The sequence below is a fragment of the Legionella sp. PATHC032 genome, assembly GCF_026191185.1.
Lineage (GTDB): Bacteria > Pseudomonadota > Gammaproteobacteria > Legionellales > Legionellaceae > Legionella.
Window position 1 is genome coordinate 1,745,731 of the sequence record NZ_JAPHOV010000001.1, and the last position, 13,830, is coordinate 1,759,560.

Here is a 13,830-nt window from a genome sequence, read left to right on the forward strand (position 1 = left end):
CTAAAATTTATCCTAACCAACGTTGTATATTATGCAAAATCCTGTCATTGACTGGCCCAGGATTACTGTCATACACAAATGATTCGCCTGTAATCATTTCATATAATTGAATATATCTTGATGCTAAAGTAACAATTAACTCCTGTGGTGCTTGAGGTAATACTTCATCATTATAAGGATCACAGTGCTCAACAAACCACAGGCGTAAAAATTCTTTATCTATATTCTCAGGTTCTTTACCCGCATCAAATCGCTCTTGATAGCTGTTAAATAACCAATAACGGCTGGAATCTGGAGTATGAATTTCATCTACTAAAATAATTCTTCCTTCCGCATCACGGCCAAATTCATATTTGGTATCCACCAAAATCAAACCATGCCGCTGTGCTACTTCCATTCCATGTTGAAATAACCTTAAAGCATAACCGCTGGCTTCATCCCAGTCTTCCTGAGTCATCCAGCCTTCTGCGACAATTTCATGTGGGCTAATCGGCCTGTCATGGACAGCCTCTTTAGTAGTAGGGGTTATCACTGGGCTCTCAAGTTTTTGATTTTTTCTTAATCCATCAGGAAACCTTGTACCACAGTAATCACGAACTCCTTTTTGGTATTGCGTCCATAAAGAAGTACTGGTACTCCCCGAGATATATCCACGAACAACAAATTCAATAGGAAAAATTGTGCATTTTTTGGCTATCGCCACATTGGGATCAGGTACAGCAATTAAATGGTTAGGTACAATCGATTGAGTGTTTTTAAACCACCAGACTGAAGTCAAATTCAATACTTGCCCTTTATAAGGTACAGCAGCAAGAAATCGATCAAAAGCACTTTGTCTATCTGTAGTTACCAAAATCAACTTATCGCCAAGATCATAGGTATCCCTTACTTTCCCCTTGTACTTCTTGCCGAAAGGTAAAGAGGTTTCGGTTAAGCAAAAAGGCAACGCAGCAAGAAGAGCTTCTTGACTAAGGGCATTGATATTCATAGCAGATATGAGCATTAGGGTTAAAGATAATATTAGTAGCTAAAATGGATTCTGCCAATTCATGTATTTTAACATTTCCACTGCTAAATATCCACAAAACACCATGGTCTATGGCATTAACACCATCAATCGAAAAATGATCCCGCAGCATTTGCAACTTTTGTTGCCCTATCATATCGTCTTTCGATTTAACCAAAAAAGCCTTGGTTTCTGATGAAAATATTTGCTCAGGAGCTATCAAATATTCTTTGCGATCATTATATAAAACCCCTGTTTGCTTTATTTTTTCAATTATTTCAGGAGAATTTGCATCGATATGCCAATACATCATACGATTAACCGTGACTGGTATACCTAACTGTCTTAGCGTATTTTGCACTGTCAAAGCAGCATTATCTGTAATAATTAATTTGACAAACAACTCTTGGGCATTGTCTTTTTTGTCATAAGGAAATATTTTAATTGGCTCTGGTTGATAGGATAGTGTTTGCTGCTTGAATTGTTTTTTCTCCTTAATATACTCCTTCATTGAATGAAATATAGGATCTCCCGCAAAAGTGCGTTCGGGGTGAGGCATTATGGCCATAACATTACCCGCTTTATTAATAATAGCTGCAATATTCCGTAGAGACCCATTTGGATTTACGGGGAAATTATCATCTCTGTTACCCTGTTCATCACAATACTGAAACGCATTTAAACCTTCCTCTTCAATTTCTTGCAATAATTTCATAGGCATTACAAAACGCCCTTCAGCATGGGCAGCAGGAATTGATAATACAGAATCTTTTGATAAATAACTGGTGAATGCATTTTCCCTCACCCTATCACCAGTTCGCATATGAATCCAGCTGTTATAAAATCCTGTCCCTAAAATTTTTCCATCCAGAATTCGCTTATTCTCAGTCAGAGCCATACCAATTTGATAATTTTTTAAACCAGGAACCAAACCTGTTTCAACAAGGATCTGTGCTCCATTGCAAATACCAAGAACAGGTTTTCCCAATTCACTCTGTAATTTTATTTCTTTCATGACCGGATCAAGTGCTGCAATAATTCCTGCTCTTGATCTATCCTCATAGGAAAAACCACCAACAATAATATAACCATCCATTTCTCGCAGTTTTTCTGATGAATCATTCCACAAAAACTCAACTGGAGTCATACCCGCTCTTTGCACCGCAAGCATTGTTTCACGTTCGCAATTGGAGCCTGGAAACTGAACAACTGCAATCTTCATCACAATAATCTCACTTCTGGTTTTCCTGATACGACTTGCCCTACTTCATAAACAGGGAAATTGGGGAATGTTTTTAGTGCTGCATAAATTTCAGAAACAGCATCAGGTGAAACCATCATTACCAGTCCTATTCCCATATTAAAAGTACGATACATTTCCTGATCATCAAGTTTTCCCAACTCTCTTAGTACATTAAAGATCGGCAATACCGGACAGGAATTCTTATTTATTTCAACGGAACAATGATTAGGTAATATTCGCGGGATATTTTCCAGAACGCCTCCGCCAGTGATATGAGCCATTCCCTTGATAGGGATTTTTTTATTTAGCAAGTGTAGAACAGGATTTGTATAATTGATATGAGGTAACAGTAAAGCTTCACCAACTGTGACATCCAACTCAGCAATTTTGGATTCTACAGTATACCCCCCTAATTCAAACAAGAGCTTTCTGGCTAATGAGTATCCATTAGTATGTAAACCGCTGGAAGGAAATGCCAGTACCAAATCTCCTGGAGTAATATCTTTTCCTAATATGGCTTCATCCTTTTCCACTACCCCAGTAATAATACCTACCAAATCATGCTCTCCTTTCAGATAGGTATCGGGCATTTCAGCTGTCTCCCCACCAACCAGGGAAATATTATTTTCGAGACAAGCTTGCGTCATGCCAATAATGATCTCTTCAATATATTCAGGCTTCAAGCGATCAGTTGCTATATAATCTAAAAGTGTTAATGGCCTTGCACCCAACACAATAATATCGTTGGTGGTTGCACTGACCAAATCGATTCCGATTGTATCAAATTTTTGCATCATCCTAGCAACTATGGTCTTCGTACCTACGCCATCAATGCTTTGAACCATGACAGGGTGTTTGAATTTTTCCATAAAAGGCTTCAAATCATACATTGCACCAAAACTACCGATTCCTGTCAGAACTTGAGGCGAAAATGTTTTTTCAACATTACGTTTAATGCGTGCGACAGCTTCATTACCTGCCTCAATATCGACACCCGCTGATTTGTAATTGACAGTAGACATTATAATAGCCTCGCTCTTAAGCCATTTTCCCAAGCCTGTTTCGCTTCTTTGACAGGCAAACTGATAACAGAATTCATCTGTAAAACTGGCTGTTCTGTAGTATGTCCGATAACCATGTAAGGGACTTGATATTGAGTAACCAGTTTATCAAAAGCGGCTTTATTTTGTTTATCGATTTCAAGAATAAAACCGCCTGTCTCTCCAAATAAAAGTTTGTCAGCAGATAATTCTGCATTAATTTGTACAGCGACCCCCATGGAGTTCTTAAAACTCATCTCAGCAAGAGCAACAGCAACCCCTCCCTCTGAGATATCATGGGCGGCGTTAATCAACCCATGCTGAATTGCCGCTGAAACAGCATGGATTTCTCTATTTAACAAACTTAAATCCGGTTTTGGAACATGAGAGCCCAATTCATTATGAAGCTGGTAATAAACACTACCACCACATTCGTCTTTACGCTCTCCAATCAATATCAATAAACTATCACTTTTCTTAAAATCAAAGGTAATAGCAAAATCAATATCTGGAAGTGTTCCCAGACAACTAATCATGGGGCTGGGAGGAATAGCTCCTTTCACTGATTCATTATACAATGAAACATTGCCGGCAATGACAGGCAATGTCGCTTGAGGATTATCTTTAAGATGAATAGCAGCACAGGCATCAACAATGCCTCGCACAGAGTCAACAAACTCGCGCATTTGTTCTGGCTTCTCTGGATTACCAAAACACAAACAATCTGTTATTGCGACTGGAGTAGCTCCAACCGCAGTGATATTCCGTACCGATTCGACAACCGCGTTAACAGCTCCCCAATAGGCATCAATTTTGTTATAGCGGGGATTTTGATCTAAAGACAAGGCAATGCCCGTTTTACGAATTTCCTCAGGATACTTTGTTTCATTAAATGGTTGTAATACTCCAGCATCAGCCCATCCTGCTTGTATGAAGGTACGGCCTTGCACTTGTTTATCATACATTTCAAAAATAGGCTGCCTACTCGCCACATTCTCATGAGCCAATAACTGCAATAAAATTTGATTATAATCATCTGGTTGGGGAAAAGAAGGTTCTGTCATTTGCTTCTGCAAAGAGGAATATGGCCTGTTATAAACAATGCCTTTCGTAACATCAGGGACTTTAGCCCTCACAAGTTCACGCCCCTGGTAATTCACTACGTATAATCCATCGGTACGAATTTTGCCGATTACTGCAGCGCAGGCTCCTTCAGAAACCTGTGGTAACGCGAAGGTTTCATTATAATGTTTCAGAATAGTATCTATTAAATCAGGAGGAACAACCCACATAAAGCGTTCCTGAGTTTCAGAGCACAAAATGACTGAAGGCATTAATCCTGGCATTCCCGTGGGCACTTTGTCCAAATCAATTTCGGCACCATAAGAGCCACCGGCTTCAGCCAACTCAATACTTGCGCAAGCCACACCACCTGCTCCTAAATCTTTAAAGCCCACCCTGTCAATTAAATTCTTTTCTCTGAGTAGTTGAAATAATGAATAATTGGCTTTAAGGAGATGTCTCTGTAAAAAAGCATTGGGTTCTTGAACGGCTCCCTTATTCTTTTCCTGCGAATCTTCTTCTAATACTGTCGAGGCAAAACTGGCACCACCAAACCCACTATTATCAGTTGGCTTACCAACTAAAATAAAAACATAATTCTCAGCGTCGGGTGGAGCATAAGAATGAATAATATGATCCTCTCTTACTATCCCCAGCGTGACTACAGTAACCAAACAATTTTCATTGTAGGCCGGATCATAGTACACATCACCAGCTATATTCGGTATTCCCAAAGGATTGCCATACCCTGCAATACCTGAAACGACACCCTCCTGTATCCAGTGAGTACGTGCACGCGTGATATCCCCAAAACGCAAACTGTCTGCTACTGCAATAACTTCCCCACCCATACAACAGACATCGCGGACATTACCACCTACTCCGGTAGCTGCACCTTCATAGGGAACAATTTGAGAGGGGTGATTGTGTGATTCATGACTGACAATAACACCATATCTATAACCATTTTTATCTTGGGCTACAGACACAATACCTGCATCTTCCTTGGCGCCCAGTATAACGTGAGGGCCGGAGGTATTGAATTGCTTTAGATGAATACGACTGCTTTTATAAGAGCAATGTTCCGACCCTTGAATAGACCAAAGTACGCACTCCGAAATGGTTGGGGGTCTTTTAAGAAACTCATTCTGTATAGTCAATGCCTCATCTACAGAAAGATTTAAATTATAATCGCACAGTAATTTTTCAATTTCTTCGCGATTCAAAGAAGAAAAATCAAGGGTTTCAGTAAGATTTTGCATGAATCTCTATACCAGATAGAATTAATCTCTGATTGATCAGTAAAGCACTAATCTCTCCCCAAAGCAGTAGATATTGTATATTTTTACACAGGGTATAAGCAATGAAAAACCAATAATTAAGATAAATTAAGTTGTGGTTCTAATTTTGGAATTTAACTTATTATCCACTCAATTTGTTTTTTCAAATCAATATTTATCTCAGAAAGTTCTTCTAACTCATGGTTAGTGTACGGGTTATCATTTGGGCTGTTCAGTTGATGAAGCTCAATACGTCTATCTCGTTCCTGGTGCAACCAGGTAATCTGGGGAGAAAATAAATGAAGCATACCCTCCACCCACTGATCCAATACTTGCCAATAAGGATCGTCAATTAATGTCATCTTGTAAGATTTCAGGAAATATGGAATATGCTCTGCACTATACCAAATTTCTGAAGTCACCCAACGGTTGACAGTAAATAATCGTATCGGTTGTCCAAACTGATTCATGCCAATTGCGACAAGGTGAGTCATGGGATTATCTATGTATTTGTCCCAATCCTCTAAAGGAGCAGGTTTAATACGCTTGGGGATATGTTTATATCGCAAAAAACAATGAAAATGACCATGCTCATTACTTTCAAAATTTTCTCTATGGCAATGATAAAAATATTGCGATCCAGTACTGCGATCAATCCTGTCTCCTTTCGGATAGTGACTCATACGTTCATGCTTTCGCTTTTTTCTAAGCGTATAGTGCAGAATATTTTTACCTTTACTGGATATCATTTTCTGTTGGGCTTCAAGAACTTGTGAAGCATAACCAAGAAATTTCTTTTTATACCAGCTGGACAATATGGGTAAGTTAAAATCTGATTGACTAGTCATAATTACTTAAAAAATAAAACGTAATAAAAAGAGGTAGTTAGCACTACCTCTTTATAGAAAATATTACTTATTAATCACCACTGCAACCACCGCAGCCACCACAACCGCCACAACCTTTGCAACCTTTGCAACCGTTGCAGCCCTTGCAACCTTTACAACCTGTACAGCCAGAAGTTGTTGTAGTTGAAGTATCATCAGCATAAGCTACGGAAACCATAGGTGCTGTTGATAAAGCAGCTAACAGAGTGGCTACTGCCATTGTTGATTTTTTCATAGTATTACTTCCTTGATAGTTAATGGATTTTTTATTTACCCATTAAGATATTAGCAAACAAATCAAAAATTTTCTTCTTTTTTCACAAAAATAAATTGATTATTTTTTAATAAATCTGATTTTTTATGTATCTAAAAACACGGGGTTGATAAATTATTGTTAATACAAGCAACTCCAAGAGCAATGAACCAAATTCATTGTTTATAGTATTTTGGGTACGGTTCAAATTTGATTTATTCATCAGATTCTAACCATACCCTAATTGTTAAGAGCAAAATTCCGTATCAATTTGTCTATTATTTCAAGTCAAATGGTGTGCTTGCTCAAGCAATTGAAGCATTTTTGATAGCGAAATCAAACCAACCGAAGTCATTTGCGTGATTGGCTCTCCCGATGCATTAAAAAATATCATCGTTGGCGTTCCATAAATACCAAACGCTTTTTTTATAGCATCAACCTCTGCATTCTTGTTACTGATATCCACTTTAATGCTAATCCAATCAGACATGGCCTTTTGAATTTCTGGTTGATTGAATACTTTACTATCCATTTCCTGACAATCACTGCACCAATCCGCTGAAAAATCAAGGAATACTGCTTTTTTAGTATTTTTAGCCTGTTCCAATTGCAGTTGAAGAGCGCTTAAGGTATTAATCTTGATAAATGGATTATTTTCTAAAGATCCTTGTTTTACTTTTACTGAGGGTATTGTTGTGTTGTACAAAATAATACCTCCTGAAATCAAAGCAAGAATACCTAATCCCTGAATCAGATAACCACGCCAATTGTTTTGAGATTTTAAAGCGCCTAAACTGATACTGGCGACAATAAGTAATCCAGCCCATAAAATGTGCGTAATGGTCTGATTGAGAATCCGGGATAGCATCCATATGGCAATTCCCAGCATGATAAAACCAAACAATTGTTTTATTTTAAGCATCCAGGAACCCGCTTTTGGAAGTAAGGTACCATAACCCGCACCAACAATAAGCAGAGGAACACCCATTCCCAGTGCCATAACAAATAAAATCAATCCACCCATTATGATCTGGCCATTTTGACCAATATAACTTAAAACGCCAATTAAAGGAGCGGTAACACAAGGTGAAACAATTAAAGTGGATAAAATTCCCATTATTCCTACAGAAAGATAACTTCTCTGTTTTCCCAATTGATTGGTTTTATTTAACCGATTTCCAAGGTTTGCAGGAAGTTTCAATTCAAAAAAGCCGAACATTGAAAGAGCCATGGCTACAAATACAATGCTGAATAAAGTGATCACTACTGGGCGTTGCATTACAGTTTGGACTGTACTTCCCATATACCCTGCGAGCATACCTGCTCCAGCATAGGTAACAGCCATTCCAGTCACATAACTCAATGATAACTTAAAGGCCTTTCCTGTAGAAATAGAATCTTGTCCTACAATAATTCCTGATAAGATAGGAACCATAGGTAGAATACAGGGCGTAAAAGCTAACAAAACACCTAATCCGAAAAAAGCGCTCAAATAAACAAAAGCACTATTCCCTGTAATAAAATGCATTACAGTATCCGGGTTAGAACTTTCAAAACCCGGGGTATATGACCACACCACCTGAGTAAAAAATATCAGTAATAAAAACTTGATCGAATCAATTAATTTTCTCATTTTAATATCCCAATAAATAATAAATAGCAAAGGTAGATACTTTTACCAAAAAACGAGTAATCTACACTCGACCTCTTGTATAACCAGCCATTTTTACTTGACGCCAAGAAGTCTACTGAGAAAGATGACAAATTTACTCTAGTGGGAAATAGGTGGTTTAAAAATTGAGGATGTGGGTGATTTATATTTTGATTGAACAACTAAAAAATAAAGAATAAATGTCAGCAACGATAGGATATTAACGAGAGACAATTCCTCTTCAGAAATAATATAATACGCATTGGACAAGCAAGAATTCATCAATGCCGTCCGCTGAGGGCATTCCGTTATAGTATGGATATACTGAGCATTACCCTGAATCTGTTGATTATTGTTATGAAACACTGCTGGTTTTACCATTAACAAAACCATGCTGCATAGTATCAGGTAATGAATTACTCTGTGTTTAACTTTCATAGAGGTTATAGTATCTTTTTAAGAGACTTCTGTACAGTAGCTGCTAACTATCAACACCAACTTAGGGCTATTTTATAACATTATCAATAAGTTGCTTTAACTTAGCTCCTTCCTGGATAAAAATAAAATAAATCTATCTAATAAACGGGTGGTAAAGAATCGTTTTAAGCCAATTAAAAAATAAGCTGGAAAAGTTACTGGATACTTGGGTTTTGGTTTCCTGGATTCCACGGCATGGACCAATTTTTTTATCACCGCATCAGTATCTTGGGTGAAAAACGAGTCTGCCTTCTTCTGTTTAAAATTACTCAGCATGGTTCTGTATTGATTCTTGAAATAGCTTTTTTCCATTGGTATTTGTTGTAAAGAGAAATCCACCGCATTATCACGAAATCGACTGTTTATAGGACCAGGTTCTATTGTTATGACATTAATACCTGAACCAGACAACTCCAGTCGAAGTGTGTCACTTAATCCCTCCAATGCATACTTGGAAGCATTATAAGCGCCTCGAAATGGCATGCTAACTACTCCAAGTATAGAGCTGATATTGATTATACGCCCTTGACCTTGTTCTCTCATAACAGGAATAACCAAATTGGTCAAATCTTGTAAACCAAATACATTCGTTTCAAATTGTTGGCGAAGAATATCCCGAGAAATATCCTCAAGAGCACCTACCTGGCCATACCCTGCATTGTTAATCAATACATCCAGGTGACCCGATGTCATAATTAACAATTGCGCAAATGCACTTTGGATTGAAATGGGGTTACTTACATCCAACAAGAGAGCCTCAACTCCTTTATTTAGCAATTTTTCGACATCCTCTGTTTTTCTACAAGAAGCAATCACTCTATGCCCTCTTTTTTTCAAAGCAAAAACTGCATCAAAACCTATGCCACTGGAACATCCTGTGATCAAAATCACTTTTGCATTCATCGCTATGCCCTATACCAAATTTTTATCTATCGTACTAATCTCTGTATCTAATTACTACTGCTATAAAAACTCACTTTGTATGATGTTAAGTAAAATATGAGTGACTATGAAAACTATAAGAACTGATTGAAATATTATTAGACTATAATTTCAATATTATCTGTGAAAAAGGAATTTATCATGAAAGTGGTAAGTATTAAGGTCCCGAGGTCATTCGCTACTCTTAACTTAACTTTTCTATTGTTCATTACTGTATCATTTAACAATGTAGCAAATGCTAACAATACTAACACTGCTCCGTATCTTTCAGGGAATACTCAACTTGCTTATTTCATTGGGGTTCACAGCTACCCTGGTAACTACTACTGGCGCGGCCCTGTATATTACAAAAACGCTTATTGGACAAAATGGAAATATATTGGCTATGGTTGCCAGAAAAGCTGCTTAATAGACCGATGGAGTGGTCGAGTCATTCGCTGTGCCAAACGTTGTTTTTAACTGACTTTCATATAAGAGGAGCTTGTATATTGCATTTAGTTAGTTTCCCTAAGCTCCCTTACTAAAAACATTTTTTAACGAAGATATTGGTGAGAGCTGTGAGCCATGATAAAAAATTCAACTGATGAAGTAGCGTTAATACAATCCTCTTATCTATTGTTCAAACAACTTGGTGTGAACATCTCTTCCCAGTAACTGGAAGAGGATTTCCCATGTCTATTCCAAAAATGGGGAAGCAATTTACTTTTGTACAAACTTGAAGAACTTGGAGCCCTGTCTGCTGTTGATTCTGGTAGCTGAGATCGGTTGACTGTGGCAACAGACTGCCTATTAAATCTGTACTTGATAATACTATAGGTCTTTTCGAGACTCTCTGGGAGCATTCTTGGCGTTGTTTTTTGTTCTTTAGCTATCAATCCTACCAAATTAGTGCGTTGCTCAAGTTGGTTTCGCATAGTAACTTGTACTTGTTTTAATTGTCTTCCAGTGCATCGAACCTCTTCCATCAGCTGTATCAGATGTCCTCTACGCTCCATCATCTTTTTTGGTATTTGTTTATTATTTTTCAATAACTTAGAAATAACATCAATCATTTCTGGAGTGACCTCACTTCTTAAATGATTAAGTTTTTTATTCAGATGTTTTAATTGCTTTTTTAAAAGAACTTCTTTGTCCTTTAAAGATTCAAGCGATTCATCCAAGGCTCCAATGGCATGATAGGTAAAAAATAAAGGAGTAAAATCGCTCTCACTCTGATGTGTATTCATAAAATGGCGCAAAGCACCATGGTTCCCTATTGGTGAGCTTAATTGACAGAGTTGATTATAATTAGTTCTTACGCTTACAGGTAAGCCATCGATTAACTGTTTGTCTGCAATTAATTGCAAATTAACAAATACTAAAAGAAAGCCTTCATAACAGTGATGTCTTAACAGTAAATCTGATATATTTATCCAGCGTCTGAAAGCATTTAATTGGGCATCAGGACAAGATTTATGCTGTTGAATGTCATTTTTAAGAAAAAACTCCAGCTCTTGTCTTAGCTTGAAATAGCTTTGTTGTCTCGAATTCGATTTTTCTTTTCGTTCAAATCCTGAAATATCATTAAAATCATCCAGAGTAAACTGTTTCAATTGCTCTCTTAATTTAATATCAATCAGTAATGCGTAATCTGAGGCAATTTTGGACTCTATAAAACTATACATTAATTGATTTTTCCTGCTGTGAGCTATTGATTTTTGAAATTTTCTATCAGCAATCAACTTGTCAAACCGTTCTGATGCCAAAGGTTTTTGCCAAAAAAACTTATTGTCCTTTGTCGTCAGACAGGAACGAAAATAATTATGGGTCACTGTTGTAAACTCCTTACCAACAATTCATTTGTTAAACTAAGCAAAGTAGTCGACTAGTCCTTTGGGTAGATGCTTAGTTAATGAAGTGATTTTATTTTTATCTTCTGCTGATTGGATAAGATCTATTTCACCATGATGGTTTTTCTGCGAATCTTGGCGTGAATTTGTATTGGTTCCAATATGCACTTCAGATAAGTTTATACCTTGCTGAGCCATCATCTCTCTTAATCTGGGGAGCGCTTGGTCAACAATTTCTTTTACATAAACACTGTGAGTAGATATGTTAACAGAGGCATTATCCTTTACAACTTTTACATTAATTTCCAAAGGCCCTAATTCTTCAGGATGAATTTTAATTAAGGCACTTTTTACATCCTGATGACCAAGCCAAACAATATGTTCGGATAATTGATCTGACCACTGTGAATGGTTTACATGAATTGGAATTAAAAAATTTTTAGGTACGTAATAATTGGAAACAACTGGAGGTTGAATATCTGAACCAGGTTTTTGGTCCATTTGAAAGGAACTACCAGGTATTGCAGTACCCACTTTAGCTGCCTCTATTTCAGATTTTATTACTTCAGTTCCAAACTCAGCATTCGCTTTAATCTCTTCTAAAGGCAGGAAAGAATCTCCCCCTTTAATTAATTGATGATTTTTCAATAAATCATTCTCCAGTTGATTTATTGCCCCATTTTGGTGTGAATTAATATTATTCTCATCATAATCTGCTGTTGGAACATCCAGTTTCAGCTTGCCAGATTCAATAGGTGTTATTTCTGAGCCCACAATCTTGTAAGTCTTATCTGTCTGATTTTCAAGTTTAACTATTGGTGGTTGGAAATTTTCAGAGTTAATCCATGTTAGAGCCACATTTTTTTCTAATGTTGATTCAAACTGCCCTTCATACTGATTGCCTGTTATTTCATTAATATCAGGTAAATCAACATCATACCGCAATTGATCATCCAATGATTTTTTTTGCTCATTGTGTCCTTGAATTTGCTCATCGGATTTTACCTCATGAAATTGCAAATTTTGTAAAACATCATTATCTGCTGAATTTTGATGCTCACACTCATATATTGTATCCGTATTATTTATTGATAACATTTCAGCCATTAGCAATATAAAAGATTCAGGAGTTAATAAATCACTGTCACTCTCAGAATCTTCATGAACATTAATCAATTGCTCGGGTTTTAGATCGTTTTGAACTGTTGAAGGGGTATCCGGTAAGATGGATGAATTGAGTATAAGGTTTTTCAGATCAAGCATATCACACTCCCTGTGTTATGTTTAACATATAGCAAAACTTATACCATCTGCAAGCTTACTGAAAAAATAATTAAGGGACAGTTAAAAAATATTGCATGCATGTAAAACCTCTTAATACTTACTATAACCCCTAAAAAAATAATGCTAGTTTTTTGACATATTTTATAGGGAGAGAAATTTATTATGTATCACTATTTATTCAGCCACAATAAATCTCAGGAATCTATAGATGGCTTGATTGAACAAGTAAAACAATTGCTAAATCATGTGGAAATGAAACAAAAGGCGTATTTTTTAAATTTATTGACTATCCGTGTTAGCGAATTTCAAAACGAACTTGAATCAGAGACTTCAAATACTTTTAATAAGCAACAGATACTTATCCAGTATGAAAAGTTTGCGAAAACCTTACTCATTTGCATAAAGCAACCTGAACGAACATCCTCTGCGATACATAATTACCATAAAGGGTTTTATTATCCTGTTGCTATTCACGATAAAATTAAACCCGATCCCACTATAGAACATGTGGCTATAGCAACCGTTGGAGTCAGCCTAGCTTTGCTTTTAAGTTCAATCCCAACATTCATTTTTAACCCCCTCCTTGGTGTTATTATGGTATCACTCGCAGTGACGCTGCTGTTACCAAGTGGGTTTTGTCTGCTAATCCCAGACTCCCCAGATACAACAAGAAAAAAAGAAGAAGAAAAAAGGATTTTTGTAGAAGGTGCAAAACTCATCAATCCTGATGCTCCGGTTGAAGAGTTTGATAAACAATCTTACTTCTCTGCATCGTTAATTAAAGCATGATTTTATTGATACTGAATGAAAACTTCCTGAAATTGAGCTATTATTCCTAGAGATTATTAATAATAATATTTTGATTTTGGGAGTACT

The 13,830-nt window shown here is 36.8% G+C and carries 11 protein-coding genes; 1 reads left to right on the forward strand and 10 read right to left on the reverse strand.

Translation table 11 applies throughout. The features are described 5' to 3' along the window. Nucleotides 1–7: 7 nt before the first annotated feature. The 10 genes from OQJ02_RS07900 to OQJ02_RS07945 form a co-directional block, all read right to left on the reverse strand. A complete protein-coding gene (locus tag OQJ02_RS07900; RefSeq protein WP_265718665.1) occupies nt 8–988 on the reverse strand; it encodes a phosphoribosylaminoimidazolesuccinocarboxamide synthase in 981 nt (326 codons plus the stop codon). Continuing rightward, nucleotides 969–2,228, reverse strand: coding sequence for a phosphoribosylformylglycinamidine synthase I (gene purQ / locus OQJ02_RS07905; protein ID WP_265719809.1), 1,260 nt, complete (start codon nt 2,226–2,228; stop codon nt 969–971). Before purQ ends, OQJ02_RS07900 begins: the two co-directional genes overlap by 20 nt. Next, nucleotides 2,228–3,271, reverse strand: a complete 1,044-nt coding sequence (gene purM, locus OQJ02_RS07910; RefSeq protein WP_265718666.1) for a phosphoribosylformylglycinamidine cyclo-ligase — start codon at nt 3,269–3,271, stop codon at nt 2,228–2,230. Before purM ends, purQ begins: the two co-directional genes overlap by 1 nt. After that, the gene (purL, locus tag OQJ02_RS07915) at nt 3,271–5,613 is read right to left on the reverse strand and encodes a phosphoribosylformylglycinamidine synthase subunit PurL (protein ID WP_265718667.1); all 2,343 of its coding nucleotides are present in this window, start codon (nt 5,611–5,613) and stop codon (nt 3,271–3,273) included. The genes purM and purL overlap by 1 nt, the downstream gene beginning before the upstream one ends. 152 nt (nt 5,614–5,765) lie before the next feature. Next, a complete protein-coding gene (locus OQJ02_RS07920) occupies nt 5,766–6,479 on the reverse strand; it encodes a DUF6969 family protein (RefSeq protein ID WP_265718668.1) in 714 nt (237 codons plus the stop codon). A gap of 70 nt (nt 6,480–6,549) precedes the next feature. After that, nucleotides 6,550–6,753, reverse strand: coding sequence for a hypothetical protein (locus OQJ02_RS07925; RefSeq protein ID WP_106225367.1), 204 nt, complete (start codon nt 6,751–6,753; stop codon nt 6,550–6,552). 301 nt (nt 6,754–7,054) lie between these two features. Continuing rightward, a complete protein-coding gene (gene dsbD, locus OQJ02_RS07930) occupies nt 7,055–8,404 on the reverse strand; it encodes a protein-disulfide reductase DsbD (RefSeq protein ID WP_265718669.1) in 1,350 nt (449 codons plus the stop codon). Between the two features lie 552 nt (nt 8,405–8,956). Further along, complete coding sequence (locus tag OQJ02_RS07935; RefSeq protein WP_265719810.1) at nt 8,957–9,808, reverse strand: SDR family NAD(P)-dependent oxidoreductase; 852 nt, start codon at nt 9,806–9,808, stop codon at nt 8,957–8,959. Nucleotides 9,809–10,449: 641 nt separating this feature from the next. After that, nucleotides 10,450–11,652, reverse strand: coding sequence for a hypothetical protein (locus OQJ02_RS07940; RefSeq protein ID WP_265718670.1), 1,203 nt, complete (start codon nt 11,650–11,652; stop codon nt 10,450–10,452). Between the two features lie 36 nt (nt 11,653–11,688). After that, complete coding sequence (locus tag OQJ02_RS07945; RefSeq protein ID WP_265718671.1) at nt 11,689–12,933, reverse strand: flagellar hook-length control protein FliK; 1,245 nt, start codon at nt 12,931–12,933, stop codon at nt 11,689–11,691. A 183-nt stretch (nt 12,934–13,116) separates the two neighbouring features. On the opposite strand from OQJ02_RS07945, the gene OQJ02_RS07950 reads away from it, so the two are divergent. Continuing rightward, nucleotides 13,117–13,743 carry a hypothetical protein gene (locus tag OQJ02_RS07950; protein ID WP_265718672.1) on the forward strand — a complete coding sequence of 209 codons (627 nt, stop codon included), beginning with the start codon at nt 13,117–13,119 and terminating at the stop codon, nt 13,741–13,743. Nucleotides 13,744–13,830: the final 87 nt, after the last annotated feature.